Below are 23,018 nucleotides of genomic sequence, written 5' to 3'. Positions count from 1 at the left end.
TGGAGATTGAGGGCTGACGAAAGCAGATCGGAGAATTGAATTTCAATCTCCGATCTACGAATCATCATCCGTAAATCATTCGTGGTCGTGACCTTCGTGGTCATGGTCGTGTGCGATCGTTCCTCGGAACGATTTGCCGTTGATCGTTAGGACGAGTTTTGGGTCGGCTCCTTCTTCATCTAGGTGCTCGCCGAGTTCCGCGTCTGTCGAAACAAAACGCGACGACTTGCCTTGTGGGTCATTTGCATCAGGCGAAGCGGCCAGCTTGAACTGCTCCGGCTTGCCGTCATGTTTGACATTGATCGTGATTTCGGTCGACTCGATCGGGATTTGCTCAGTCGCGGCTGCGTTGAGTACATAGATCGTCACCGAACCAGTGTCTTCGTCGTGAACGAGTTCGGCGTGGTATTCCTCGTTGCCCAATTCGATCAATCCGCCATGATGCGGTCCTTCGCTGGGGTGTGCGTGTTCTGCGTGATCGTCAACGGTTGCCGGAGGTGCCGATGTTTCAACGGTCGCTGCGGTGTTGGTTGCCCCGTCTTTGCAGCCGACGAGGCCGAAGGTCATGGCAGCGAGTGCTAGCGTGAAGAGTTTGGTAGAGCGTCTCATTGGATATTTCCTGGATGGAGTTGGATAATCTGAGAGTTTCTAGTGAACGTGTTTCGCCTCGAAGCCCGTTTTTGCGAGCCACTGTTCCCAAGTTGTGGCAACTTGATGTGATCCGACTTCGATGTGTTTCCATTGCGGACAACGGAAACTCAAGTCGGCGTGGCCGGAATGCTGTGAGCTTTTCAGCTCGCATCCGAGTCCTTTCAACATCGCGGTCAGTTCGGCGAGCTGTTCTTGATTTTCAATGTGTACCGTCCTCCAATCGGTGATGCGGTAGTTGACCTCTTCGACTTGGCCTGCCGCATGATTGTGTCCGGCGTGATCGTGTGCCGCATGGTCATGACCTTCATGCCCAGCATGATCGTCGCCGCCGTGATCCGCCGCGTGACCGTGCAGGGTCTCGAATCCTGCTTTCTTAAGCCACGATTCCCATTGGTGAGCTAGCTTGTCGTCCGCGACTTCCATGCTCTTCCATTTTGGTGAACGATAAACGACATCGGTGTGCCCACCGTGGTTGTCGATCTTGGCTTCACAGCCCAGTTTCTGTACGGCAGCAAGGTGCTGTTGCGCCTTGGCTGAATCGTCGAAGTGCATCTCTTTCCACTCCGGCAAGCAGAACGCGATCGACTCTTCGGCACTGGCAATACTGCCAACCGATGTGAGTGCGACGAAGCACAGCAGTCTTGAAATTTGTTTCAACATCAAAATTTCCTTTTTGGAAAAAGATCCGTTCGCTTCCTGTCTTAGGTCGCGGGTTCGGAAAGGGGCTGGGATGTCTCTGCCGTCCGTGACGGAGAAGGGTTGATTCGTTGGTGAAATTCCTCGTCTTCGGATTCTTCAAACAGAGGAATGTCGGTTTTCGATTCGTTGACAACTCGTTCAGCCGATTTCAGTCCGATCAGCCAGAACAACGCCGGGTGAACGAAGAAGTCGAGTAGCGTCGAACTAATCAGTCCGCCGAGAATCACGGTCGCGACTGGATAGAGGATTTCTTTGCCCGGTTCGCCAGCCGCCATGACCAACGGGACCAAGCCGATGCCGGAGGTAAGTGCGGTCATCAACACCGGTGCCAGACGTTCCAGTCCGGCACGAACGATCATTTCTTTTGTCCAGTCTTCGCCTTCGTGCTGGACCAAGTGCAAATAGTGGTTGATCAGCAAGATTCCGTTTCGCGATGCGATTCCGGCAAGCGAGATGAAGCCGACCATCGCAGCGACGGTCAGCGTTTGGCCGGTGACGACCAACGCGATCACCGATCCGATGAACGCCATTGGTAGGGCCATCATCACTTGCAGCGAGAGGTTGACGCTGCGGAACATCGTGTACAGAACCAGGAACACGCCCACTAGCGAGACGGCGAACAGGATGCCGATGACTCGCGATGCCGATTGCTGGCTTTCAAATTGTCCGCTGTACTGAACGAAGTATCCCGGAGGCAATGACTCGACAATGGGTTGGAATTTCTTTTGAATGTCTTCCACCACGTCGACCACGCCACGCTCGGACACGTTGCACTGCAACACAATTCGGCGACGAACATCTTCGCGGTTAATTGTGTTTGGGCCGCCTGATTGGTAGATGTTCGCGACCGATTCCAAAGGCACTTTGCCACCGTCGGCGAGGTCAATCGTCAGCCGCTTGAGAGTTTGAAGGTTCTCGCGGTAATCTTCGTCGAGACGCAGCATCAAGTCGAACGTGCGTTGGCCGATCAAGATTTCGGAAACGACTTGTCCGTTGAGGGCCGTTTGGATGAACTCGTTGACTTCGACGGCACTGAGTCCGTAAAGCAATAGCTTGTCGCGGTCGAGTTCGATCCGTAATTGCGGAATGATGACTTGGGGTTCGACCAGCACATCCTTCGTTCCGGACACCGTCTTCATTACCGCTTCCATCTCGCCCGCTTTTCGACGCAACAGATCGAGATCGTCGCCATAGATTTTGATTCCAATTTGAGCCTTCACACCGGAGATCATGTGCGAGATCAAGTGAGCGATTGGTTGCTCGACCGCCGTGACGATGCCGGGAATGTCGGCCATCGCCTCGCGAATTTCTTCGAGCTGTTCTTCGCGGGCTCGCGGCGATTCGGGATCGAGTTCCAAGATGAACTCGCTCATATTCACGCCCTCGGCGTGTTCATCTAACTCGGCGCGGCCGGTACGTCGAATGAATCCTTCGATGTCTTCAATCTCTCGCAATCGAGTTTCGACGCGGCTAGAAATGTCGTTGGAAGTAGCCAGTGAAGTGCCCGGCGGCAACACGACGTTTAGTTGAACCGCACCTTCATTAAATGGCGGCAGGAAGTCGCGTTCGAGACTCATCAGGAACATTCCGGACAAAACGACTAGTACCGCTGTGACGGCTAGATTGAATCGCGGAACCGTCAGGCTGAAGCGGATGACTTTGTCGCCAACCCATTTGATGCCTCGCAGGACGAATCCGTCTTTCTCGTGCCCCTTAAGCTTTTGGCTACCGAGCAACCAATAGGACAGCACGGGTGTGACGGTCAGCGACACAAGTAACGACGAAAGAATCGAAACGATGTAGGCGACACCCAGCGGAGCAAACAAACGTCCTTCCATGCCCGAGAGCGCGAACAGCGGTAGAAATACGAGGATCACGATCATCGTGCCGAATACGATCGAATTGCGAATCTCGATACTGGCACGGAATACGACCAGCAACGGATGCTTGGGGTTATCGCTGGCCCGGTTTTCCTTCAATCGGCGATAGATGTTTTCCACATCGACGATCGCGTCGTCGACCAGTTCACCAATCGCGACGGCCAAACCACCCAGCGTCATCGTGTTGATCGACAAATCGAAGATCGAAAACACGATCGCGGTCATTACCAGCGACAACGGAATCGCGGTCAGCGTGATGAATGTCGTGCGGACGTTCATCAGGAATAGGAACAAGATAATGACGACCAAGATGCCGCCGTCACGAAGTGCCTCGGCCACGTTCTCGATCGCTCGGTCGATGAATGACTTTTGCGTGTAGAGCGGTTCGATGCGTAGGTCACCCGGCAAAGAAGGCCGCAACTCAGCAATTGCCGCCATCACATCGTCGGTCACTCGCCGCGTGTCGGCTCCCGGTTGCTTGTTGATCGTAAGAATGACCGCAGGGCCACCGCTGTAATTTCTGTCCTCATCGCGTACCCAGGCTGAACTGTCGCCGCGTTTAACCTGCGCACCTTCGACGACGCGAGCGATCTGGCCCAGCGAAATGGGGCGGCCATCCTTCATCGTGACGACGACCTTTTGCAGGTCTTCAATGCTCTGAACACGGCCCAGACCACGAACGAGTAATTCGTTCGGGCCTTGTTCATCCAAGTAGCCGCCCGTGGCGTTGTCATTGCTGTTCTGAACGGCTTGCTTGACCTCGTGCAACGCAATTCCGAATCGCAACATCGCATCGGGGTCGACCAACACTTGAAACTGCTTGCGTCCGCCGCCCATCGTGAAGACTTGCGAAACGCCAGGGATGGTCAGCAATCGCTGCCGCACGACCCAATCGCCGAGCGTTCGCAGTTCAAGCGGTTCGGTTGCACCGTCGTCGCTCCACATTCCCAACATCAGGATTTGACCCATGATCGAAGAGATCGGTGCGAGCGTTGGCTTTACGCCCTGCGGCATCCGTTCTTGAACGAGTTGCAACCGCTCATTGACGATTTGACGGTCGTTGTAAATGTCCGTGTTCCAATCGAACTCGACATAGACGACCGAGATACCAACGCCCGACGAACTGCGAACGGCTTGAACGCCATTCGCGCCATTGACCGCCGTTTCAATCGGAAACGTAATCAGTGTCTCGACTTCCTCCGGTGCCAACCCCGGTGCCTCGGTCATGATGACTACGCGAGGCCGGTTCAGGTCGGGGAAGACGTCGATCGGAGCCTGCATCGCCTGCCAAGTCCCGAATCCCACCAGGAACAGGGCAACGGCGATGACAAGCATGCGTTGCTTCAACGCAAAACGAATGATTGAATTAAGCATGATGTGGCTCCTTAGTGGTTGTGGCCTGCGTGTGGATCAACTCCACCGCCAGACTTGTTCTTGAGAGCCATTTGCATTTGATGAGCGCCACGCATGGCGATGACATCACCGGGGAACAGCGAACCGTCGTTGTCGATCACGGCGGAATACTGATCGCGGTACTTCACATGAACCGGCACGCGATCGAAGTGACTTCCGTTCTGCTGGAACACGAAAGTTTCCGCCCCTTCGCTCGCAATCGCCTCGACAGGCACAACGATTTGTTCCGGCATTTCTTGAACTGGTACTCGCAACTGCATCCGTTGACCGGGGACGTAACGCCATTCGACGTAGCGATTGCCGTCGGCGCGATGATCCTTGGCAACTTGGTTGGGGAGGCGAACGTAGAAGTTCAACGTTCGCGACTGAGCATCGACTTGATTGGCGAGATAAGCCATTTCCAAGCCCTCGATCACACGGGATTCGGAGCCTGGTTCTTCCAAGATCGCGTCAACTGCCCAGCCATTCTGGGACGCTTTGCGAAGTTGTCGAATGTCTTGCTCGAACGCGAGTCCTTCGATGAACAGTTCGTCGTAGTCAGTTAAGATGCAAAGCGTTTCGCCCGCGTTGATGGATTGGCCTTTGTGAACGGCCAAGTCTTGCAGGATCAATGGGCCAGTGTGTTTGGGCGAATCGCCTTTGACGTAACCCGCTTGAATGACTCGCTGGGTCAATCGCAATTCTTCCTCACCGTGGCTATCGACGCTCGGAGCGAAGACTTGTAGCTCACGGAGCAACCGTCGCTCGTGTTCGATTTGATCCACTTGGTTGTCCGACAACCCGTGCAGCCGAAGCGATTCACGCATGGCACTCAAATTGGCGTTCAGTTTGTCGCGGGCGTATTGTCGTTCCAGCAAAACCTTGCCAGCGATCGCACCACTTCGGGTGACCTGTTGCAATCGAGCGACCTCGCGTTGTTCAACATCGAGTTCCCCAAGCGTGCGAAGGAAATCGGTTTGTGCGTTGACAAGGTCTTCGTGTGTCAAGCGAATCTGAAACAGCAGACTTCCCGGCTCGACCGCTTCGCCTTGCACCGCGTGAACATGCGTGACGACGCCAGTCATCGGCGTGGCAACTTGGACTCGTGAACGACCAGGACGTTCGACGACGACGGCGGGCACCGTGATGGATCGACTGAAGGTTTCTAGCTTGATCGGGCGGATCGTTTCGTCGGACAATCCAATGTTGCGGATGGCCTGCTTTGATAATTCCAACGAAGTCGCCTCGTCGTGCCCGGCATGCGCTGCGTGATCGTGACCGGCATGAGGATCAGCCTCGCCAGCCGCCTCACCCTCGTGTGATTCGCCTCCGCCATTGCGGAAAGAAACAGCGGTTTGATCGACCCACGCTTTGGTGGCCGGGAACCAACGCTGCCAAGTAAAACCACCGACGATCACAACGATCAGCATGGCGATTAGCCAAACCCACTTCATGGGCACTTTGGGCATACGGATTTTCATGGTAACGAAACCAACGGAACAACTGCCGGAGAAACCGACCCACGATTCAATGCGTGTGGATCAGAGTAAGGTCAACGCGAAGAAGCGTCCGTGGCAGATGAACGGCGAATGCCGGTAGCACAGATCAGCGCTAGCGGAACACGCCAAGAGTGTTAGAGCTGATGCACGAGGATCGAAAGTCTTGACGACTTCCGCTACGGCATAGAGGCACGCACACTCTCATCCAAACACGGACGAGAGCGGACCTTTACAGACGCCAGACTTGAGTCTGGAGGCGAAGGGGCGGCACAACGCAGTGCGGATCGGGCGGCAAACCGTACTCCGACCGTAGTGCGAGTGACTCTTGCGACGACAAAGACAAGCAATACGTCAGCAGGGGTGACCAGTCGACGGTCAACATCAACGAAATGGTGTTGTCCCGTTGATCGGCAACGATGTTGCAGTCAGCTTCGTCACAAGATTCATGCGGTCCATGTGATCCCGAACAAGGCGACTGCGAACAAGGCTGTTCGCAACCAACTTCATTCGCTTCGTCATCAAAGTGCGAAGCCTTGTGACCTTCGTGGGCATGTTCATCGTGATCGTGGTCAGCATCATTGAGACCAACCACGTGCGGAACATCCACCATCACCTGGTCAACATCGTGACTGTGCGTGTGACCCGCGTGAGCGTGATGCACGCAACAACCCAGCAATGCGTGAAGCACTACGGCGGTCATCGTCGAGTAGGTGAGGAGCTTGTGAAACATGGTCGCTTTGTTAGGACATGGACAATCGGCGTACTGAGCCTAATCGTCACAGTAGTTCTATCGGCTTGGCCGCGTCTAGGCTATAGCGGAATCTCTAGCCTTGAGGCATTGCACGAGTCGTGCCAATCACGATCTGACTGGGAATTGTTGGGAAATATCGCAAAAGCAACGTCTGACAAATCCTGAGAATGTTGTCGATTTGACCGCGACACTGTCCCATCCTGAGACGGGTTCCAGTGGAATAGGCATCCCGCTTACTGCTGGCTCAGCGTCAATCCTCGCAAGCTGTCATCGCCGCTGTTATCGACCACGGCATCCAGTGCTCCCGTCAGGACGAATCCGTCAACTCGGGCGCGAGCTTGGGCGAGTTGTTGTTGAGAAACGATGTACTGCAAGTTCGTGTCGAAATACGTTCGACGCGCCACTAGGACTTGCACGAAACTCGTCTCGCCAGCTTTGTAAGCAAGCTCAGCGAGCCTCAAACCGTCCTCCGCGTTGGGCAGGATGTCGTTGGAATACTGTTCGACAGCGACCCGTGAAGAATCGTAGTCTCGCGATACCTGGGCCAAGCGTGCTTTGATCGAGTTTTCGATTCGCTGGAGTTCGCGTGACGCACGCACGTACTCAGCGCGGGCCGCGGAGATGTTGCCTTGGTTCTTGTTGAAGACCGGGATCGGTGCTCCGACTTGAAAGTTGATCATGCCGTTGTCCGTGCCGTTGTCATACCCAGAGGCAAGTTGCAAATCTAGGTTTGGAATCGGTTGAGCCTGTTGGCGGCATAGGTTGGCTCGGGCTTGATTGATTCTCGCCTGCGCCGACTGCACTTCGGGGCTGGATGCGATCATCGTGGACGCAACGATCGACCAGTCCAAGGCGGTTTCCGCGTTGGGCAGTTTGCCTTGTAGTGGCACGGGCACCATGTCGGGATTGCCGGCCAATGCGGCCATCTCTCGCCAAGCGGCGTCGAAGCGAATCTGGGCTTGCCGGAGGGCCAAGTCAATCTCGTTCTTCTGGACTTTTGCTTGGACGATTTCCAACTGTGAGCCTTCTTGTGCCTCTTTGAGTTGCTCGGCGAGATCGACTCCCTTGTCAGCGACCGATTGGAAATCGCGGATCAAATTCACTCGTTGCTGTGCCGCCAAGGCATCGTAGAACGTGATGCGAATGTCAGTCGCGATGCGATATTTCTGGGCTTCGAGCTGCATGAGTTGACCACGCAGGGCTTCGTTGAGCACGGCTCGATTTAACGCCAGTTTGTCGCCCGTAATGATCGTTTGCGAGATGAACACCGAATGCTGATCGGTGCCTTGGTCGGCGAGTTGGACAGCGCTGTAGCCGAGTACAGGGTTGGCACGCAGCCCGACTTGGCATTTGAAACCAGCGGCTTTTTGCGTTGTCGCGACCAATTCAGCGATGGTCGGATTGTTCGCCAAAGCCATCGACTCAATCGCTTCGAGCGTCAACCCTGCGGGCTGTTCGCTGAGGTAGTAATCGTTGCCGGTTGAGAATGGTTCAACGGTGACTTCGTTGAGCGACTGTTCGGGCGAATCCAACGCCATGATGTCTCGCAAGGAACTGGCAGACTCCTCATCGGAATCATCCGCTTCTGTTGCGTCCTTTTTGTCGTTGCTGCCCGCTCGGTTCTTCAATTTCTCGTCAGGCTTTTCATCATCTGAGTTGTCGTTGAATGCGACCGTCATCACGGGTGCCGCAACGACGGCTGGAGCCGCAGTGAAAGCAACGCTCGCTTCGGTCGATTGATGCGTAGCGGATTCGTGAGCTGATGTCGCAACGTGATTGCCAACACTCTGGCAACCCGCTGTGAAACTCATCGCTGCGCTCAATGCCATAGTCATACTCAAAGCCGCACGCAACCGCCGACGCCGCGATTGACGAGTGCGATTGCTGGTCGGTTGTGTTGCGATCACCGCGTTTTCCTCCGTGAAAAATTAGACCAGCCGTTGGTTTCCATCGGTTCAGCACGAGCGAGATATCCCGTCGAATCGCTGTAGTCGGACCTTCCCCAACGCATTCGAGTGCGGTGGTGACGGTTGTGCGGAAGAAACCCGCAGAAGGGCCTGCAAACGAGACCGATGAACGCCGGATTCCGTTCCGGCATGATTCATTCCAACATTTCAAAGCCTCAGCGAGGCACTGTGGTCACTAGCACTTTGATCAGTGGTGCCCACCGTGAACGTTCGTGGTCGTATGAGGAACCGCGTCAATGTGCGTCGTTGTGTGAGGAACGGCATGCAAGTGATTGCCGTGCCGTTGGTAGTCGATGTGTGTCTGCGTGTGGGGAACGTAGTCAGTGTGCGTTTCCGTATGGAGATGACCGTTGGATTGATAGTTGGGACGGTACGACTGATAAGGCTGGACAAAGCCGCTTTGTCGAACGCCGTTCCGGTAGATCACTCGCCCTTGTTGCGGATAGGTCTGACCCTGAATGTACTGTTGCTGCGTGTATTGGCGCTGAATCACCGTACCCTGAATCACTGGACGGGCCGAGCGATATTGTTGTTGGTACTGCTGATTCACAATCGGCTGGTTGCCGTAGGGCGAGACGCGATCGAAATGCGTGGTGGTGTGGGGAACGCGGTCGATGTGCGTCGTTGTATGAGGCACCGCATCAACGTGATTGCCATGCTGGACATAGTCGGTGTGTGTCGTCGTGTGCGGCACATTGTGTTGATGCGTGGTCGTGTGCGGCACGACCCATTGGGCCTGAGCGGTGGTCGCTAAGGCCACGACGGCAACGGCGACTGAGAGGAAACGTCTCATCAAACCAACTCCTTACGTGGGGTATTCGTGTGGGACAATCACGATCCGTCGGATCATTCGCATCGCCCACCAACATTGAGTCTAACCAACCAATCGAGGGGGAAGGGGAAGCAAATCAGTATTCCAAGTGATTCTCAGTCTGTCGTCTCATTCGCGTCACTTGGTCATCAATGCGACTACGCCGCGAATGGCAACAATCGCGTCAATCGTTGGTTTTCTAGTTTGGCACACAAGCTGCGTTAGTTGGTGTTCAGCGGCACTTGCCGTGAAGCTCCCCTCGAAATGTCAGGACAAAACCCCATGAAGCGTGCCTTCGCAATTGCCGCCCTCGCGGCAGGATTGTTTGCCTTTGCCGGAAATGCCGATGCCACCGCTAGCGACTACTTCCACGGCGGACACCACGCCTACTCCGGCGGCCATCACGGTGGAAACCACCATGGCAGCTACGCCCACTCGCCAGTGCAAACGTATGGCAACTATGGCTATTCATCGAACTACGGCGGTTATGGATACGGCCAAACGTATCAACCGAGCTATCAACCGCGATACCAGCAACAGTACGCTCCCGCATACCAGGCACAACCCCATCGCCAGCGCGGTGGCTTGCACCTTGATATCGGACGCTTCCATATTCTAGGTGTTGGCGGACACCACTAATCAAGCGTTGTTCGCTTGCGAATGTTACCGACCGTTTTGAATCGACTAGACGGGCGAGCAAGTCTCGTCCGTCCTTCTTGTTTCAGTCTTCTTGTCTCTGTGCAAAACTTACAACGAAATGAAAAACATGCCGAAACACGCCGTTGTTGCGCTCGCCGCATTCGCTTTCGCTGCCTTTTCGCAAATGCAACCAGCAATTGCTCAGCACTGGCGTGGAGATGGTCATGGACTTCAACACCACACCGACCACGGACATTTTCACGGGCACTACCAGGGCAGTCATAACTATGTCCACGTCTACTCGTACAATTACCAAGACAGCCATCACGTTCACGCCCCGATCGCTCTCGGATACATCGACATGCCGCTGAACCAATATCACAGCAACAACAGCGTGTACTGCCCCGACGATGTCGGTTGCCCGTTGCAGTACAACCAGCCCCCACTAGATGGATTGTCCCAACAGAATCCACCATATCAGGATGCACCCTATCTCGACGCACCCCGTCAGTATGAAGTCCCAAACGGCGCGGCGGGTTCCGTAGGTTCCTACAATGACCGGGGCCACCATGCCAACGATGGCCATGATCATGGCGACCATTCACACGATGGGCACTCACACGGCCCAGTGAATCCGAGTCCCCGAAACCCCGCCGTCACTTTCGGCACGCCTGATCGTCAGCCGATGACTGCACCAACGCTTCCCAACCGCAATGCAGTTCCCGAGCTTCCACGCTACGAAGCACCTCGCGACCGTCCGGCACAGCCAAGCAGTCCACCCACAAACGATGGTCCAATCCGAATGGACGGGCCACCACCAAGCCTAACGGCCTTGGGAAGCCCATCTCTTGCCGTCAGTTGACGCAACTAAGGAACCTTCCGTCATCGCTTAACTCGCTTCCTCGCCGGAACCGGCCATCCTAAGAATCTTGACGCCGCCCCGGATAACAACGCCAGCGATCAGGATTCCGATGACGAGATCGGGAATTTGCGAGCCAGAGAGTTTGACGATCAGGCCCGAGACGATGACGCCAATGTTGGCGATCACGTCGTTCGCTGAGAAGATATAGGATGCTCGGAAGTTGACATCACCGCCTTTGTGTTTGGCGATCAGCCACAGGCAAAAAGAATTGGCGATCAAAGCAATGAAGCCCATCGCCATCATCGCAACGCCGATCGGTTCCCCGCCACCGATGAAGCGGCGGACCGCTTCGATCAAAACACCAAAGCCGAGTGCCAGTTGCAACACGCCGCTGGCAGTCGCGGCATTGCGGCGGATGTTGGCGGCACGACCAACGGCGTACAGACTGATTGCGTAGACGCTGGCGTCGGCCAGCATGTCGAGTGAGTCCGCGATCAGGCCCGTCGAACTGGCAAGCACGCCAGCGATAATCTCGACGACAAACATTGCAGCGTTGATTGCCAGCACCACGCGCAGCGTCCTTCGCTGTGCGTCGCTTTCTACTTCCAATTCGCATCCGCAGTCAGTCATGCTTATCCCTGGGGCTCGTGTCGTCTTCTGCTTCGATTGACGAACTGAGCAACGGCGAAAGAGCTTCTATTAGCTCGCCTTCAGTTCTTTCACCACTCAAACGATCGACTTCTTCGCCATTCCGAAAGATCAGCAGCGTCGGATAGCGGTCGATACCATACTTTTCTTTGATGAATGGGTTTTCGTCGAAATTGAGTTCCGCGACCTTGGCTTGACCAGTCAGTTCTTCAGTGACAAGTCGCAACGTTGGTTTCATTTCGATGCACGGCCCGCACCATGGTGCCCATATATCGACCAATACAGGAAGATCCGACTCGATCACCTCCGTTTGGAAATTCGCATCGGTCAACTGGACAGGTTTGATGCCATCCGCTTGTGCATCATCCAATGAATTTTCTGCAACGGGAGTGCCGCATTCCATTTGGAGAACCGCAAACACAGTTAGCAGCGCTATTGAGTGCTTGGCAGACCAGATCATTTAAGTCGTTCCCGAATTGATAGTTTGGCGTAACGCTAAGGCGGCGCGATCTGACCGCTTAGTCAGAAACGGACGACGCCTCAGCCACTACGCCGGGCAGTTCTACTCCTCCGGTTGCGGTGGCTTTTGACCCGTTTTGGCTTCGTATCGCATTGCGAATTTGTCGAATCGTGCAGGACTGCAAATGAAGCACTGCGATTCTGGTCGATCGTGCTCGTCGCACCAATCTCCATCCTCCTTGAACTTCGACACCAGCGACTTGTCGCAGAGCGCACATTCTTCCTCAGGCACACCATGTTCGACGCACCACCAACCACCGTGGCTGTGATCGACGTTGGTTGCCGCGACGGGATCTGCTGCACCGTCGCTTGTGACTTGGTCTTTATTGCATCCACTCAATCCGATCGCCATGGCGGCGATGGTTGCGAGCGAAATGCCTTTGAAGCTAGTCATCCAATTCATCATTGTCATCGTAAAATTCTCCTTCGGCATGGCCGAACTAAAGTTAGACCGATGCCGTTTCAGACGCGCGCCTGATATCTGGGTCAATCGGTTCATTGGGTTCAAGACGATGACCGTCATCGTCTCCGTCGTCGTCATCACCTGCATCAGCATCACTGCGCAGTTTGTCCATCGGCGTGTTGAACACGACGTAGAGCACTCGAAGCACGAGCAAACTCATCACCATCGCGCTACACACGCCGCCAATGACCACCGTTGCCAGTGGTCGTTGCACTTCGGCTCCCATCCCGGTGCTGAATGCCATCGGGACGAATCCAAGACTCGCCACGAGCGTCGTCATCAAGATTGGACGCAATCGAGTCATCGCGGCCTCTTCGACCGCTTCGTCAAGTGATCGCCCTTTTCGTCGCAGTTGCCGAATCGTTGACACAAGCAGCATGTCATCGAGCACCGCGACTCCGGACAATGCGATGAATCCAACCGCTGCCGAAATCGAAAACGGCATGTCGCGAATCCACAACGCCAGAATCCCGCCAATCCACGCGAATGGAACGCCTGTAAAGACACGGAACGAGTCAACCCAGTTGCGATACGTCATGTAAAGCAGCGAGAGAATCATCAGGAGTGCGATTGGCACCACGATCATTAGACGGGTTTGAGCCCGTTGTAGATTCTCGAATTGCCCACCCCATTCGATGCGGTAGCGTCCTGCGGGCAATTGCACCTTTTCAGCAACCACACGTTGAGCTTCGGCAACGAAGCTGCCCAAGTCGCGACCACGGACATTCGATTCAATTGTGATCCGTCGTTGATACCAATCTCGCTTGATCGTGTTCCAACCTTCCACGGTTTCGATCGTGGCCAGTCGGGAAAGCGGGATACGTTCTCCAGATGGCGTGGCAACCAAGATTTGCTTGATGGCCTCCGGATTAGCGCGAGCTTCTTCGGGCAGTCGGATGATCAGTGGAAACCGCAATTGGCCTTCGTAGACTTCGCCGACGTTATGCGTGCCCAAAGAGCGGACAAGATTCATGACCGTGCTGGCGGGGACTCCGTAGCGAGCGATCTGGTCTTGGTTGATGCGAATTTGCAGAACCGGCTGGCCAGAAACCTGTTCGACTTTCACGTCTTCCGAACCGGGAATCGAGTTGAGTGCCCGCTCAATTTCTTCGGCTTTCTCCACCATAACGTCCAAGTCATCGCCGTAAAGAATCGCGGCGACATCCGAGCGTACACCGGAGATCATTTCGTTCATTCGCATTTCAATCGGCTGCGACATCGCCAATCGCGGACCGGGTAGATCACGCAGCTCTTCCTGCACCTTGATCACCAATTCATCCTGCGTCTCGGCGCGCGTCCATTTCTCACGTGGATGCAGCGTCAGAAACAAGTCGGTCAACTCCGTACCCATTGGGTCGGTCGCCACCTCCGCCGTTCCGATGCGACTCCAGACCTGTGCGACTTCATCCGGAAACTTTTCGAGAATGACCTGCTCCATTTTCGTGTTGTAGCGCATGGATTCTTCCAGCGTCGTCCCCGCCAGTCGCACCACGTTGATCGTGATAGCACCTTCAGAAAGTCGCGGGACGAACTCGCTGCCGAGATTCGGAGCGACGAGGCCAAAAACGGATACGAGTAACAACAGGGCCGATCCGATAATGAACGTCTTGTGGTGCATCGTGAACCGCAACACCGGTGCGTAGAGACGTTTCAACACGCGAATCAGTAGTGGCTCGGTTTCTTTGATGTTCTTGGGCAGGAACAGGCTCGCCAACACGGGCATCAGTGTCAGTGAAAGAACCATCGACCCGGCAAGAGCCATAATCACGGTCATTGCCATCGGTCGGAACAGCTTGCCCTCGATGCCTTCAAGCGTCAGGATCGGCAAGTAGACGATCATGATGATCAGTTCGCCAAACATGGTCGGCTTGCGAACCTCAACCGCAGCATCGCGAATGATCTGCAAGCGACTGCGACCGTCCGACTTATGGGCCAGGCAACGAACGCAGTTTTCAATCATCACGACTGAACTATCGACGACCAATCCAAAGTCGATGGCACCGAGGCTAAGCAAGCTGGCAGCGATGCCGAACTTCAGCATTCCTGAGAACGCGAACAGCATCGACAGCGGAATTGCGAGCGCCACAATGATTCCTGCTCGCAGATTTCCCAGGAAAATGAACAACACTGCAACGACCAGCAAACCGCCCTCGAACAGATTCTTCTGAACCGTGTGAATGACATGGTCAATTAGCTCGGTACGGTCATAGACTGTTTGAATCTTGACGCCAGCAGGGAGCGATTCCTGAATACCTTCGATCTTTTCTTTGATGGCCCAAGTGACGTCGTGGCTGTTCTCGCCCATCAGCATGAAGCCCAACCCCAACACCGCTTCACCGCGACCGTTTGCCGTGACCGCGCCCCGCCGAATCTCATGGCCAATCATCACATCGGCGACGTCGCGAATGCGAACTGGCACGCCATCCTTGGAAGTGATGACGATGTCTTCGATCTCCTTGATATTGACCGTTCGGCCAATTCCATGCACCAGCAGCATTTCGCTGCCGTCAGTGACCGTACCGCCGCCGACATTCTCGTTGTTCGTTTCAATTGCATCAGATACCTGCTCGAAGGTCAGGCCGTACTTGAACAGCCCTTCGGGATCGAGACGAATCTGATATTGCTTCTCGTACCCACCCCAACTGTTGACTTCGGCCACACCTCGAACCGATCGCAATTGTGGCTTGACCACCCAGTCGTGAATCGTTCGCAACTCGGTCATGCGTTTGACACGCTCGGCCTGAGAGGCTTCCGAGAAGTCAACACCGTCGTAAACCAGAACGTAGTGAAAAACTTCTCCCAAACCGGTCGAGACCGGACCCATCTGCGGTCGGCTGATGCCGTCGGGTAGCTCGACTGTGGACAACCGTTCGTTAATCAACTGACGAGCAAAATAGATGTCGATGCCATCATCAAAGATGACCACGACCTGTGACAGTCCGAACTTGGAGATCGAACGTAATTCGTGGAGTCCTGGCAATCCGCTGATTGCCTGCTCGACGGGGAAGGTGATCTGCCGTTCGATTTCCTCGGACGCCAGCGACGGGGCGACCGTGTTGATCTGAATTTGAACCGGAGTGGTGTCCGGGAATGCGTCGATATCGAGCTGCTGGAGTGAGAACACGCCGACAGCCGCGAACAACGCCGTCGTTAGAATCACGAGCGCACGATGGCGCAGTGATACGTCGATTAGCCAATTTAGCATCCGTGCTCTCCTTTATTCTGCGACGCAGTCGCAGCCTGCACCAAGATTGTTTTTTAGTAACTGCGCTCGCAGCACGTCACTGCCCGCTGCGGCGATCACTTCACCGGGAAGCACACCAGAAATGACTTCCGTGAATTCCCCGTTCGTTGCACCCAAGCGTACCGAACGGACGTGAAAGACTTTGAAGCTGTCGGGACTGTCGAAGTAATGCTTGTCACGCACAAATACAACTTGGCAGCAACCTTCCCAGTGCGACGATCCGTTGGGAATCACGATGGCGTCTGACTCTTCCCTCAAAATGATTTGGCCCGTACCGAACGTTTCGCTTCGCAACTTGCCGCCAACGTTCGGCAGCATTGCTCGCACCTGCACCATCCGCGTTTGCGAGTCCGCCGCCGTGCTAATCCAGTCCAACTTGCCTTCCACTTCATAGCGACTGCCATCGGCTTGAAAGCGAATCGGTTGCCCGACCGCAAGCTGATCCATGTTCTCTAGTGGAACATTGAGTGTGAGCCACATCTGGCTGGTGTTCGCGACTTCAAACAGAATGCGAGTCGGGTCAACGACTTCACCCGGAGCAACATGCCGTTGCGTGACGAAGCCTTCGATCGGCGAAACGATCGGAATTAGGTTCGAGGTGATTGTCTTGCTGTTGAGTTGGGCGCGAATCTCACCGGGAATTCCGAGCAAGCGCAGATTGTCGAGGACTTGTCGCTCAGACAAACCTCGCAGCGATTCGGTTTCGATCTGCAATCCAAGATTTCGCAACGACTGTTCAGCGGACAACACATCCGCTTGAGCTTTGGACAGGGCAGCTTCAGCATCGAGGATCCGCGAACCCGCAATGGCACTTCGAGCTTGATTCAGCCGTGAGACGTTTTGTCGTTGCAGGTTTTCTTCGGCCAACGCCCGCAGGAGGCTTGTTTTCAAATCACCGACCTGTACTGCATCCACGACGGCGAGAACTTCTCCCTTGGTGACCAAATCGCCAACGCCCTTGGTAACGAGCCATACGCTGCCGGGAACTCGCGATGCCAAGCTCGCTTGCTTCGTGGGGTCGTAAACAATCTCCCCGCTGCCGGTGATCGCTTCGACAATCGGAGCACGTTCAATCAATTCCACATCAACGCCAGCCTGTTTCACTGACTCAATGGAAGCGAACTGAATGCGGGTCTGGTAAATCTTGCAAGCACTGTTGTTCTCTTTTCGCGGAGCCACGGCCAAAGCCCGAGCGGCTCGCTCAAGATCGGCTGGCAAGATCGACGTCGTCTCCTTCAACTGTGCAACATCGGGATGACCGAGCACGCAGTTGTGAACGCCATGCACCGCGCACCAACCGTAGTCGGGGCCTTTCGGCATCAGGATGGGATCGCACTCGACGCAGATCGACTCCGGCACGGCGTGTTCTTCACACCAATCGTCGGCGACCGTCTCGACACTACCAGTCAACGCGGCGAACTTAGGAATTCGCCAATCGTTGTGGTGCCCGTAGTAGAAAACGGCAGCAAAGCCGATCAGAACCAACGTCGGCCCGATGCTACTCAGTACAAGAGACAACCCTCGCCGGAGCGGTCCGCGTTGTTCGGTTTTCTTTGCATTCTCAGGATCGCCTGTACCGACCTGATGATCGTTGACGGACGGCTCCGCCGGATGACGCGATGGGGGCTGTTTCGGCGCATCAACAATGGAATGACTCATGGAACGACTCCTGCTGGCAAAAGATTGGACAAGCTCGAAACGCAACCGTTGCGTTTTCCAAGCACGATCCGTGGATGCAGGCCAACCAGACAAATCAAATCAAAACGCGCAGCAACGACCAGAGATTGGTAACAGCAACGCAGTTCGCTGGTTAGCGAGCGATGGCCAGCAGCGGCCTAGATTAAGAGAGAAGCGTGCGCAAGACGCACCGATCGACCAGTAGGCAGATCAAGTCGGCGAGGTTGTTCCTCGAACCGAACCACAAGAGCTTCAGGTAGATCGAGCGTGTCCAGACAAAGCGGCGCAAAGTCCAGCATCGACTGAACGTCCACGACTACCCGATGGTTCATCTCTGGAGTGACTTGGCACTCACAACCGGTTTCACACGGACAAGGCGAATCCATCGGAGGCAGTTCGTTCTCTCCACATGGTTCTTCCCGATCCTTCGAGCAAGAGCAAGAATGCGTGACCGCAGCCTCAACACTTTCCGCGTGACATCCGTCCATGGCACAACACACTGGGCAAGCAATTACCCTCAATGCGATGAACGAAAGCAGAAGTAAACGGAACATCAGGGACTGGGGAAAACCTAGTGACTAACGGGGGATCAGCGGTTGTTGAATGGTACGCCGTAACACGTCGCGCGCCAATAATGATTTTGCCATACCACGAAAGTCGAACAGTTTTATCGGCTTTATCGGCAAAACTGATGCGAAAGGTAAGTCTATCCTTGTCGCGAGTCATTGACGATTGGCACGGTCGCGGCTTGTTACAGGAACCATCGTTTCACTGGTCGTGGTAGTTGCTGCTGTTTTTCGTTTTCAGCTTGTCTGGGAACGGCACCTTTTGGTTGACCGACATCTGATTGCCAACGCGGCCAGCTGCGATTTGAATGGCATTGTCATGCAAAGGCCAGAAGGTGTTGTTGAATGTGGGGTCGGTGTCAGCGAAGGCGTCACGTTGACCGTGTTCATCGTCCTGATGCTGGGATGCCACTTGCTGATGATGCGAGGCCACGAATCTACGCATACAAACCACACTCAGCCCACACATGGAGACGATCATGCAAAGTCTAGACATTAAGCGGTTTAGTTTCGCGGTGGCAGCCGCTAGCGCAGTGTCGTATCTCGGCTGGCTCTTCGGAGCCCTGATCGTCTGCTGCTACAACTGGCTGGGAAGCCGAATGTATCCAGCGAAGCTTGAGCCGTATGCCTACAACTGCATATCGAAGTAACCACTGCCGGTCGACGAAACCGGATGTATATCAAGGTTGCAGCGACAGACCATGCACCACTTTGGCCAGAAATACGCGCAGCGCATCGGACCTTGCTGACCTGCTACCGTCGCGTCCCGAAATGTAGTGGTTCACTTGAGTAATCGCTTTGGATGCAGCCTTCCACAAGCTCAATAAGCTCTAGCAATTCGAGGCTCTCGTTCTCGAGAGCTTTCCGGATACTTCGATGACGCTTCAGTTGAGGAGCAAATGTGGAAGTGGTCAAAAGCGCCGCTTTCGCCCCAGGTTCCTCGCCGGTCAAGACGCCGACTAATGAGTTTACCGTCTCGGCGCTAACGCAACGACGACGGTAGCGTTTGACCTCAACGATCATTCGCTTATCGCCCCACTTCGACGCTTCCAAGATCACATCACGACCTTCATCACCACTGGCAGGAGTCAGAATTACGCGATCAAATTGACCGGTTCGCGCGTAAACTGCGGCAATTGCTCGCTCAAAGTCACGGGGTGACATACGTTTAAGAATGTGATAGTCCATCGTCAGGTCCTCTATGAACCTGGTAAACAGACGCTTATCGATTTCAACAACGTCGCCGTCCTCTACCCTACCTACAACACGCAAAATGCCTGCAGGAAGTTCGTACGTCGTCTTGTCATTGGTCAGCCATGACATCGCCCGGATTCGAATTAGGTTCTCCAGATCTGCGCAGACATCATATGCAGACGAAAACCACTCTTCCTCGAAATCTTTACGCACTTGCAGCAAGATGACCTTGTGAGTCACGTTTACGTACATCGTTGGCCGATAGCGTTCAGCTTCCAGGTGCTGAAGATATCGACTCCATAACGATTTGCTCACAATCTCTTTAATTTCGTGATTGCCACAGTGCATGTCAAAATCGAACCACGCCCGTGTACGCGAACGACTCGCTCGGATGGTAAATGAGCGACCCTTCAGGACATGACAAACTCCGCTCCTTCCGTTCTTGGAGTTTCGACGACTAAGCTCGAAAGTTGGCCTGTTCATTCAAACAATTACCTTCCGTTTCGATTTGCACAAGATTACCACGGCGCGACATCACGTCGATCTTCGATGTGGGTATTCGATCTCCCACTCATGTCGGCGATTACTATACCGTGCCGTTAGCGTTCCGCAGCCGATTTCGCAAAGGTGCGTTGCGTCGGGTTACTGAACCACCGGAAAACCGGGCAATGAAATCGGACGCATTTCGTGTCGATAAGATTGCTCGGTTCGCGAAGGTAAAAACGTCTGCAAGCGATCCGCAACATCCGAAACGCGAGCGTTTGTGACCACACGTGTCAAACCCAATGACCAAGGTTCGGTAAGGGAACATGAATGGTACAATTGGATGTTACTCTTACTTCATGGTTGTTTGGAGGAAATTTGGATGCCGATTGTTGACGTTCTGACTGAGATTTTGGTTTGGTCCGAATCACTGCCGGCGTGGCAAAGGGATGCTCTGCGACGTCTCGTGGTGAAAGGTGAGCTGACCGTTGAGGATCTAGATGAACTGGCATCAATTTGCAAAGCGTCTTTCGGACTAGCGGAGAAGTGCAGCTCGGAGCCGCTCGCAGTTAAATATCTCCCCGAACGTGGAGCGTCAATGGAACCGTTGCGTCTGAAATCACTGACGCACCATGACGGTGTCAACGCACTAGCCAAAGAACAGACGTTGAACTTTGGTTCTTCAATCACGGTTGTATATGGAGGGAACGCGGCAGGGAAATCAGGGTATACACGCATACTGAAGAAAGCGTGCAGAGCACGTGGTGCAGAGGCCATTCTTGGAAACGTCGTTTTGGATGTTGCCCCCGGGCGACCGCAAGCATCTATTCAATTTGATATCGGTGCCGAGCATGAAGAATTTCTCTGGGGAGATGATGGGGCTGATTCGGTCTCGCTGGGTCGTATCAGCGTTTTCGACCGCCATTGTGCCAGCGTCTATATCGCGGAAAAGACCGACGTAGCATTTCGGCCGCTCGGACTCGACCTCTTCGACAAACTATCCGATGCATGCGAAGCTTTACGAAACCTGCTGGAGAAAGAACGGAAGCAGCTTTTCTCACCAACAGTGCCAATTGTTGCGAACATCCCCGAAGGAACGGCGGTCGACAATCTAATCTCACACATTACATCGCTAACAGACGCCGACGCCATAAAGGTGTTGGCCGAATTCACGACCGAAGACGCTTCCGAGCTGGAAGGCCTGCGAGTGAGACTACGAGACACGGACGCCGAAGACCCGGTCAAGGAGGCGAAGGTCTTGGACCTGAGAGCCAGGCGTATGGAGTGGATGGCGGGACACGTGGCTAAGGTAACAGCCTCGCTCACCGATGATGTTATTCGAAAGACGTTCGAGGCTCGCAACAAGATGGAAGATTCTGCGCGACTTAGTGAGCAGATGCGGTCCAACGCGTTTGATGGCCAGCCATTGCTGAACACCGGTTCGGAGGCATGGCGAGAATTGTGGTCGGCGGCAAAACGTTTTTCGGATACTGGTCCGTACTCCGAGCAGATGTTCCCGGTGACGGAGGCTGACGCACGATGTGTGCTTTGTCAGCAAGAGCTTTCAGATGAGGCGTCAGAGAGACTGCTTGCGTTCAAAAAGTTTCTCGAGTCCGCACTTCAAATAGAGCATGACAAAGACGTCCGTGCATATCGACAGTACCAGAAGCGATTTGCCGAACTTGTTGTAACCAACGAGGAATCCAATTTGGCTCTCGACGAGCTAAAAGTTGAATCCCCAGAAATAGCAGAGGTCACGGGGACTTTCCTCGTATCGGCGGAAGCTCGATGTAAAGCGGTGTTGGAGGCAATTGACGAAGAAAAAGAATGTCCGAGCGACTTGGACGCGGCTTCATTGAGCGACAACATTCTTGCAGCTCGAGTGACCAGCCTCAAGGTGCGATCGCAAGAACTGCGAGAAGGAAAAGACGACAAGAAAAAGGAGAAATTGCAGTTGGCGATTGCGGAGCTTGCGGCCCGAGAGCAACTCTCAGAGAACGTCGATGCGGTTCTCAACGAAATAACCCGGCAAAAGAAGATTGCGGCCTATCAGTTAGCGTTTGAAGAAACGAAGACGAACAAGATCACCCGAAAAAGTAGTGACATTACGGAACGAGCAGTTACGAAGCAGTTGGCGAAGAGTTTTGCTAGTGAGCTAGATGCGCTGCGGTTCAAGCATGTCGAAGTGGAGTTAACTTCCGCTGGGGGAGCTCGCGGATCACTGTTTCATAAATTGCAGCTGAAGCGTGCCCCAGGCGTGTCGGTTCCAAAAGTGGTAAGTGAAGGAGAGGCGAGGTGCCTTTCTATCGCCTCGTTCTTCGCTGAACTTAGCACGACAGCTGACCGGTCCGCGATTCTGTTCGACGATCCGGTCTCATCACTTGACCACAATTGGAGGGAGAACGTAGCACGTCGTCTAGCTCATGAAGCACAAAAGCGGCAGGTGATTGTTTTCACGCACGACATCGTTTTCTTGTTATCGCTCGTCGACAAAGCGGATGAGCTTGGCGTCGACCTTACGCACCAATATTTGAGACGAGACAAGAGTGGTGCTGGCGTCACTGCCAAGCAATTGCCATGGGTGGCCATGAAAGTGAAGTCGCGTATTGGTTTCCTGAAGGAGCTTTACGTTCAGGCGGAGAAGCAATATAGGACTGGCAACCAATCTGCTTACGAATTTCAAGCGACAACCATCTACGGCATGTTGCGAGAAGCTTGGGAGCGAGCCGTTGAAGAGGTGCTTATTGGGGGCGTCGTCGAACGCTACCGAAAGTCCGTCGAGACCCAACGGGCGTCGTGCCTGTGCGATATTACAGAGGAGGATTGTACAACGCTCGAAGCGGCGATGACAAAAACATCGCGGTGGTTACCTGGACATGATCAAGCTTCGGCGGAGAATGCACCTTTCCCGGAACCGGACGAGCTAAAGAATGACATACAGGGCCTGCAGGACTGGGTTGACCGCCTGCGTCCTCGACGAAAGTAGTCACCCACTGCAAAGTTGCTCACGCCATGTGTGGTGGCCGGCACCGGTGCAACTTGAATCCATCTTACAGGACCACAATTTGCCGAT

General features: G+C 54.4%; 17 protein-coding genes. 3 read left to right on the top strand and 14 right to left on the bottom strand.

Features of this window, described 5'->3' with window-relative positions; all coding sequences use genetic code 11:
- Window positions 1-75: 75 nt before the first annotated feature.
- The 7 genes from K239x_RS25745 to K239x_RS25715 form a co-directional block, all read right to left on the bottom strand.
- The gene (locus K239x_RS25745; protein ID WP_145421165.1) at window positions 76-609 is read right to left on the bottom strand and encodes a hypothetical protein; all 534 of its coding nucleotides are present in this window, start codon (window positions 607-609) and stop codon (window positions 76-78) included.
- Between the two features lie 39 nt (window positions 610-648).
- Complete coding sequence (locus tag K239x_RS25740; RefSeq protein WP_145421164.1) at window positions 649-1,311, bottom strand: hypothetical protein; 663 nt, start codon at window positions 1,309-1,311, stop codon at window positions 649-651.
- 41 nt (window positions 1,312-1,352) lie between these two features.
- Window positions 1,353-4,604: an efflux RND transporter permease subunit gene (locus tag K239x_RS25735; protein WP_145421163.1), complete on the bottom strand. Its 3,252-nt coding sequence runs from the start codon at window positions 4,602-4,604 to the stop codon at window positions 1,353-1,355.
- Between the two features lie 11 nt (window positions 4,605-4,615).
- Window positions 4,616-6,103, bottom strand: coding sequence for an efflux RND transporter periplasmic adaptor subunit (locus K239x_RS25730; RefSeq protein ID WP_473163553.1), 1,488 nt, complete (start codon window positions 6,101-6,103; stop codon window positions 4,616-4,618).
- 247 nt (window positions 6,104-6,350) lie between these two features.
- Window positions 6,351-6,851 carry a hypothetical protein gene (locus tag K239x_RS25725; RefSeq protein WP_145421162.1) on the bottom strand — a complete coding sequence of 167 codons (501 nt, stop codon included), beginning with the start codon at window positions 6,849-6,851 and terminating at the stop codon, window positions 6,351-6,353.
- 254 nt (window positions 6,852-7,105) lie between these two features.
- On the bottom strand, window positions 7,106-8,683 hold the full coding sequence (locus tag K239x_RS25720; protein ID WP_419189395.1) for a TolC family protein: 1,578 nt from the start codon (window positions 8,681-8,683) through the stop codon (window positions 7,106-7,108).
- A 343-nt stretch (window positions 8,684-9,026) separates the two neighbouring features.
- Complete coding sequence (locus tag K239x_RS25715) at window positions 9,027-9,632, bottom strand: hypothetical protein (protein ID WP_145421160.1); 606 nt, start codon at window positions 9,630-9,632, stop codon at window positions 9,027-9,029.
- Window positions 9,633-9,932: 300 nt separating this feature from the next.
- Between K239x_RS25715 and K239x_RS25710 the strand changes: the two genes are divergently transcribed.
- Both K239x_RS25710 and K239x_RS25705 read left to right on the top strand, forming a co-directional pair.
- Window positions 9,933-10,289, top strand: coding sequence for a hypothetical protein (locus K239x_RS25710; protein ID WP_145421159.1), 357 nt, complete (start codon window positions 9,933-9,935; stop codon window positions 10,287-10,289).
- A 127-nt stretch (window positions 10,290-10,416) separates the two neighbouring features.
- Window positions 10,417-11,151, top strand: a complete 735-nt coding sequence (locus K239x_RS25705; protein ID WP_145421158.1) for a hypothetical protein — start codon at window positions 10,417-10,419, stop codon at window positions 11,149-11,151.
- A gap of 27 nt (window positions 11,152-11,178) precedes the next feature.
- Here K239x_RS25705 and K239x_RS25700 read toward each other — a convergent pair whose 3' ends face one another.
- The 7 genes from K239x_RS25700 to K239x_RS25665 all read right to left on the bottom strand — a co-directional run bounded on the left by K239x_RS25700 (window position 11,179) and on the right by K239x_RS25665 (window position 19,810).
- Entirely contained in the window at window positions 11,179-11,781 is a 603-nt protein-coding gene (locus K239x_RS25700; RefSeq protein WP_145421157.1) for a cation diffusion facilitator family transporter, read from the bottom strand.
- Window positions 11,774-12,259 (bottom strand): thioredoxin family protein, encoded by a 486-nt coding sequence (locus tag K239x_RS25695; protein ID WP_419189394.1) that lies wholly within the window; start codon window positions 12,257-12,259, stop codon window positions 11,774-11,776. The genes K239x_RS25700 and K239x_RS25695 overlap by 8 nt, the downstream gene beginning before the upstream one ends.
- A gap of 102 nt (window positions 12,260-12,361) precedes the next feature.
- Complete coding sequence (locus tag K239x_RS25690; RefSeq protein WP_145422584.1) at window positions 12,362-12,721, bottom strand: RND transporter; 360 nt, start codon at window positions 12,719-12,721, stop codon at window positions 12,362-12,364.
- Window positions 12,722-12,764: 43 nt separating this feature from the next.
- Complete coding sequence (locus tag K239x_RS25685) at window positions 12,765-15,986, bottom strand: efflux RND transporter permease subunit (RefSeq protein WP_145421156.1); 3,222 nt, start codon at window positions 15,984-15,986, stop codon at window positions 12,765-12,767.
- A 12-nt stretch (window positions 15,987-15,998) separates the two neighbouring features.
- Window positions 15,999-17,684 carry an efflux RND transporter periplasmic adaptor subunit gene (locus K239x_RS25680; RefSeq protein WP_145421155.1) on the bottom strand — a complete coding sequence of 562 codons (1,686 nt, stop codon included), beginning with the start codon at window positions 17,682-17,684 and terminating at the stop codon, window positions 15,999-16,001.
- Window positions 17,685-18,470: 786 nt separating this feature from the next.
- A complete protein-coding gene (locus K239x_RS25670; RefSeq protein ID WP_419189393.1) occupies window positions 18,471-18,713 on the bottom strand; it encodes a hypothetical protein in 243 nt (80 codons plus the stop codon).
- 308 nt (window positions 18,714-19,021) lie between these two features.
- Complete coding sequence (locus K239x_RS25665) at window positions 19,022-19,810, bottom strand: restriction endonuclease (protein WP_419189392.1); 789 nt, start codon at window positions 19,808-19,810, stop codon at window positions 19,022-19,024.
- A 517-nt stretch (window positions 19,811-20,327) separates the two neighbouring features.
- Here K239x_RS25665 and K239x_RS25660 point away from each other — a divergent pair.
- Complete coding sequence (locus K239x_RS25660; protein WP_419189391.1) at window positions 20,328-22,931, top strand: AAA family ATPase; 2,604 nt, start codon at window positions 20,328-20,330, stop codon at window positions 22,929-22,931.
- The last annotated feature ends 87 nt before the right edge of the window (window positions 22,932-23,018 follow it).

The organism is Stieleria marina (genome assembly GCA_007741555.1).
Classification (GTDB): Bacteria; Planctomycetota; Planctomycetia; order Pirellulales; family Pirellulaceae; genus K23-9.
The sequence above is the reverse complement of the archived record's forward strand: the minus strand, read 5'-3'. Positions and strand labels throughout refer to the sequence as shown.

What these genes read in the sequence shown, in the direction of transcription:
- K239x_RS25660 (WP_419189391.1), top strand. Translation starts at nt 20,328, where the DNA reads ATGCCGATTGTTGACGTTCTGACTGAGATTTTGGTTTGGTCCGAATCA.
- K239x_RS25735 (WP_145421163.1), bottom strand. Translation starts at nt 4,604, where the DNA reads ATGCTTAATTCAATCATTCGTTTTGCGTTGAAGCAACGCATGCTTGTC.
- K239x_RS25710 (WP_145421159.1), top strand. Translation starts at nt 9,933, where the DNA reads ATGAAGCGTGCCTTCGCAATTGCCGCCCTCGCGGCAGGATTGTTTGCC.
- K239x_RS25705 (WP_145421158.1), top strand. Translation starts at nt 10,417, where the DNA reads ATGCCGAAACACGCCGTTGTTGCGCTCGCCGCATTCGCTTTCGCTGCC.
- K239x_RS25665 (WP_419189392.1), bottom strand. Translation starts at nt 19,810, where the DNA reads ATGCACTGTGGCAATCACGAAATTAAAGAGATTGTGAGCAAATCGTTA.
- K239x_RS25740 (WP_145421164.1), bottom strand. Translation starts at nt 1,311, where the DNA reads ATGTTGAAACAAATTTCAAGACTGCTGTGCTTCGTCGCACTCACATCG.
- K239x_RS25695 (WP_419189394.1), bottom strand. Translation starts at nt 12,259, where the DNA reads ATGATCTGGTCTGCCAAGCACTCAATAGCGCTGCTAACTGTGTTTGCG.
- K239x_RS25680 (WP_145421155.1), bottom strand. Translation starts at nt 17,684, where the DNA reads ATGAGTCATTCCATTGTTGATGCGCCGAAACAGCCCCCATCGCGTCAT.
- K239x_RS25725 (WP_145421162.1), bottom strand. Translation starts at nt 6,851, where the DNA reads ATGTTTCACAAGCTCCTCACCTACTCGACGATGACCGCCGTAGTGCTT.
- K239x_RS25745 (WP_145421165.1), bottom strand. Translation starts at nt 609, where the DNA reads ATGAGACGCTCTACCAAACTCTTCACGCTAGCACTCGCTGCCATGACC.
- K239x_RS25715 (WP_145421160.1), bottom strand. Translation starts at nt 9,632, where the DNA reads ATGAGACGTTTCCTCTCAGTCGCCGTTGCCGTCGTGGCCTTAGCGACC.
- K239x_RS25730 (WP_473163553.1), bottom strand. Translation starts at nt 6,103, where the DNA reads ATGAAAATCCGTATGCCCAAAGTGCCCATGAAGTGGGTTTGGCTAATC.
- K239x_RS25700 (WP_145421157.1), bottom strand. Translation starts at nt 11,781, where the DNA reads ATGACTGACTGCGGATGCGAATTGGAAGTAGAAAGCGACGCACAGCGA.
- K239x_RS25720 (WP_419189395.1), bottom strand. Translation starts at nt 8,683, where the DNA reads ATGAGTTTCACAGCGGGTTGCCAGAGTGTTGGCAATCACGTTGCGACA.
- K239x_RS25670 (WP_419189393.1), bottom strand. Translation starts at nt 18,713, where the DNA reads ATGCGTAGATTCGTGGCCTCGCATCATCAGCAAGTGGCATCCCAGCAT.
- K239x_RS25685 (WP_145421156.1), bottom strand. Translation starts at nt 15,986, where the DNA reads ATGCTAAATTGGCTAATCGACGTATCACTGCGCCATCGTGCGCTCGTG.
- K239x_RS25690 (WP_145422584.1), bottom strand. Translation starts at nt 12,721, where the DNA reads ATGAATTGGATGACTAGCTTCAAAGGCATTTCGCTCGCAACCATCGCC.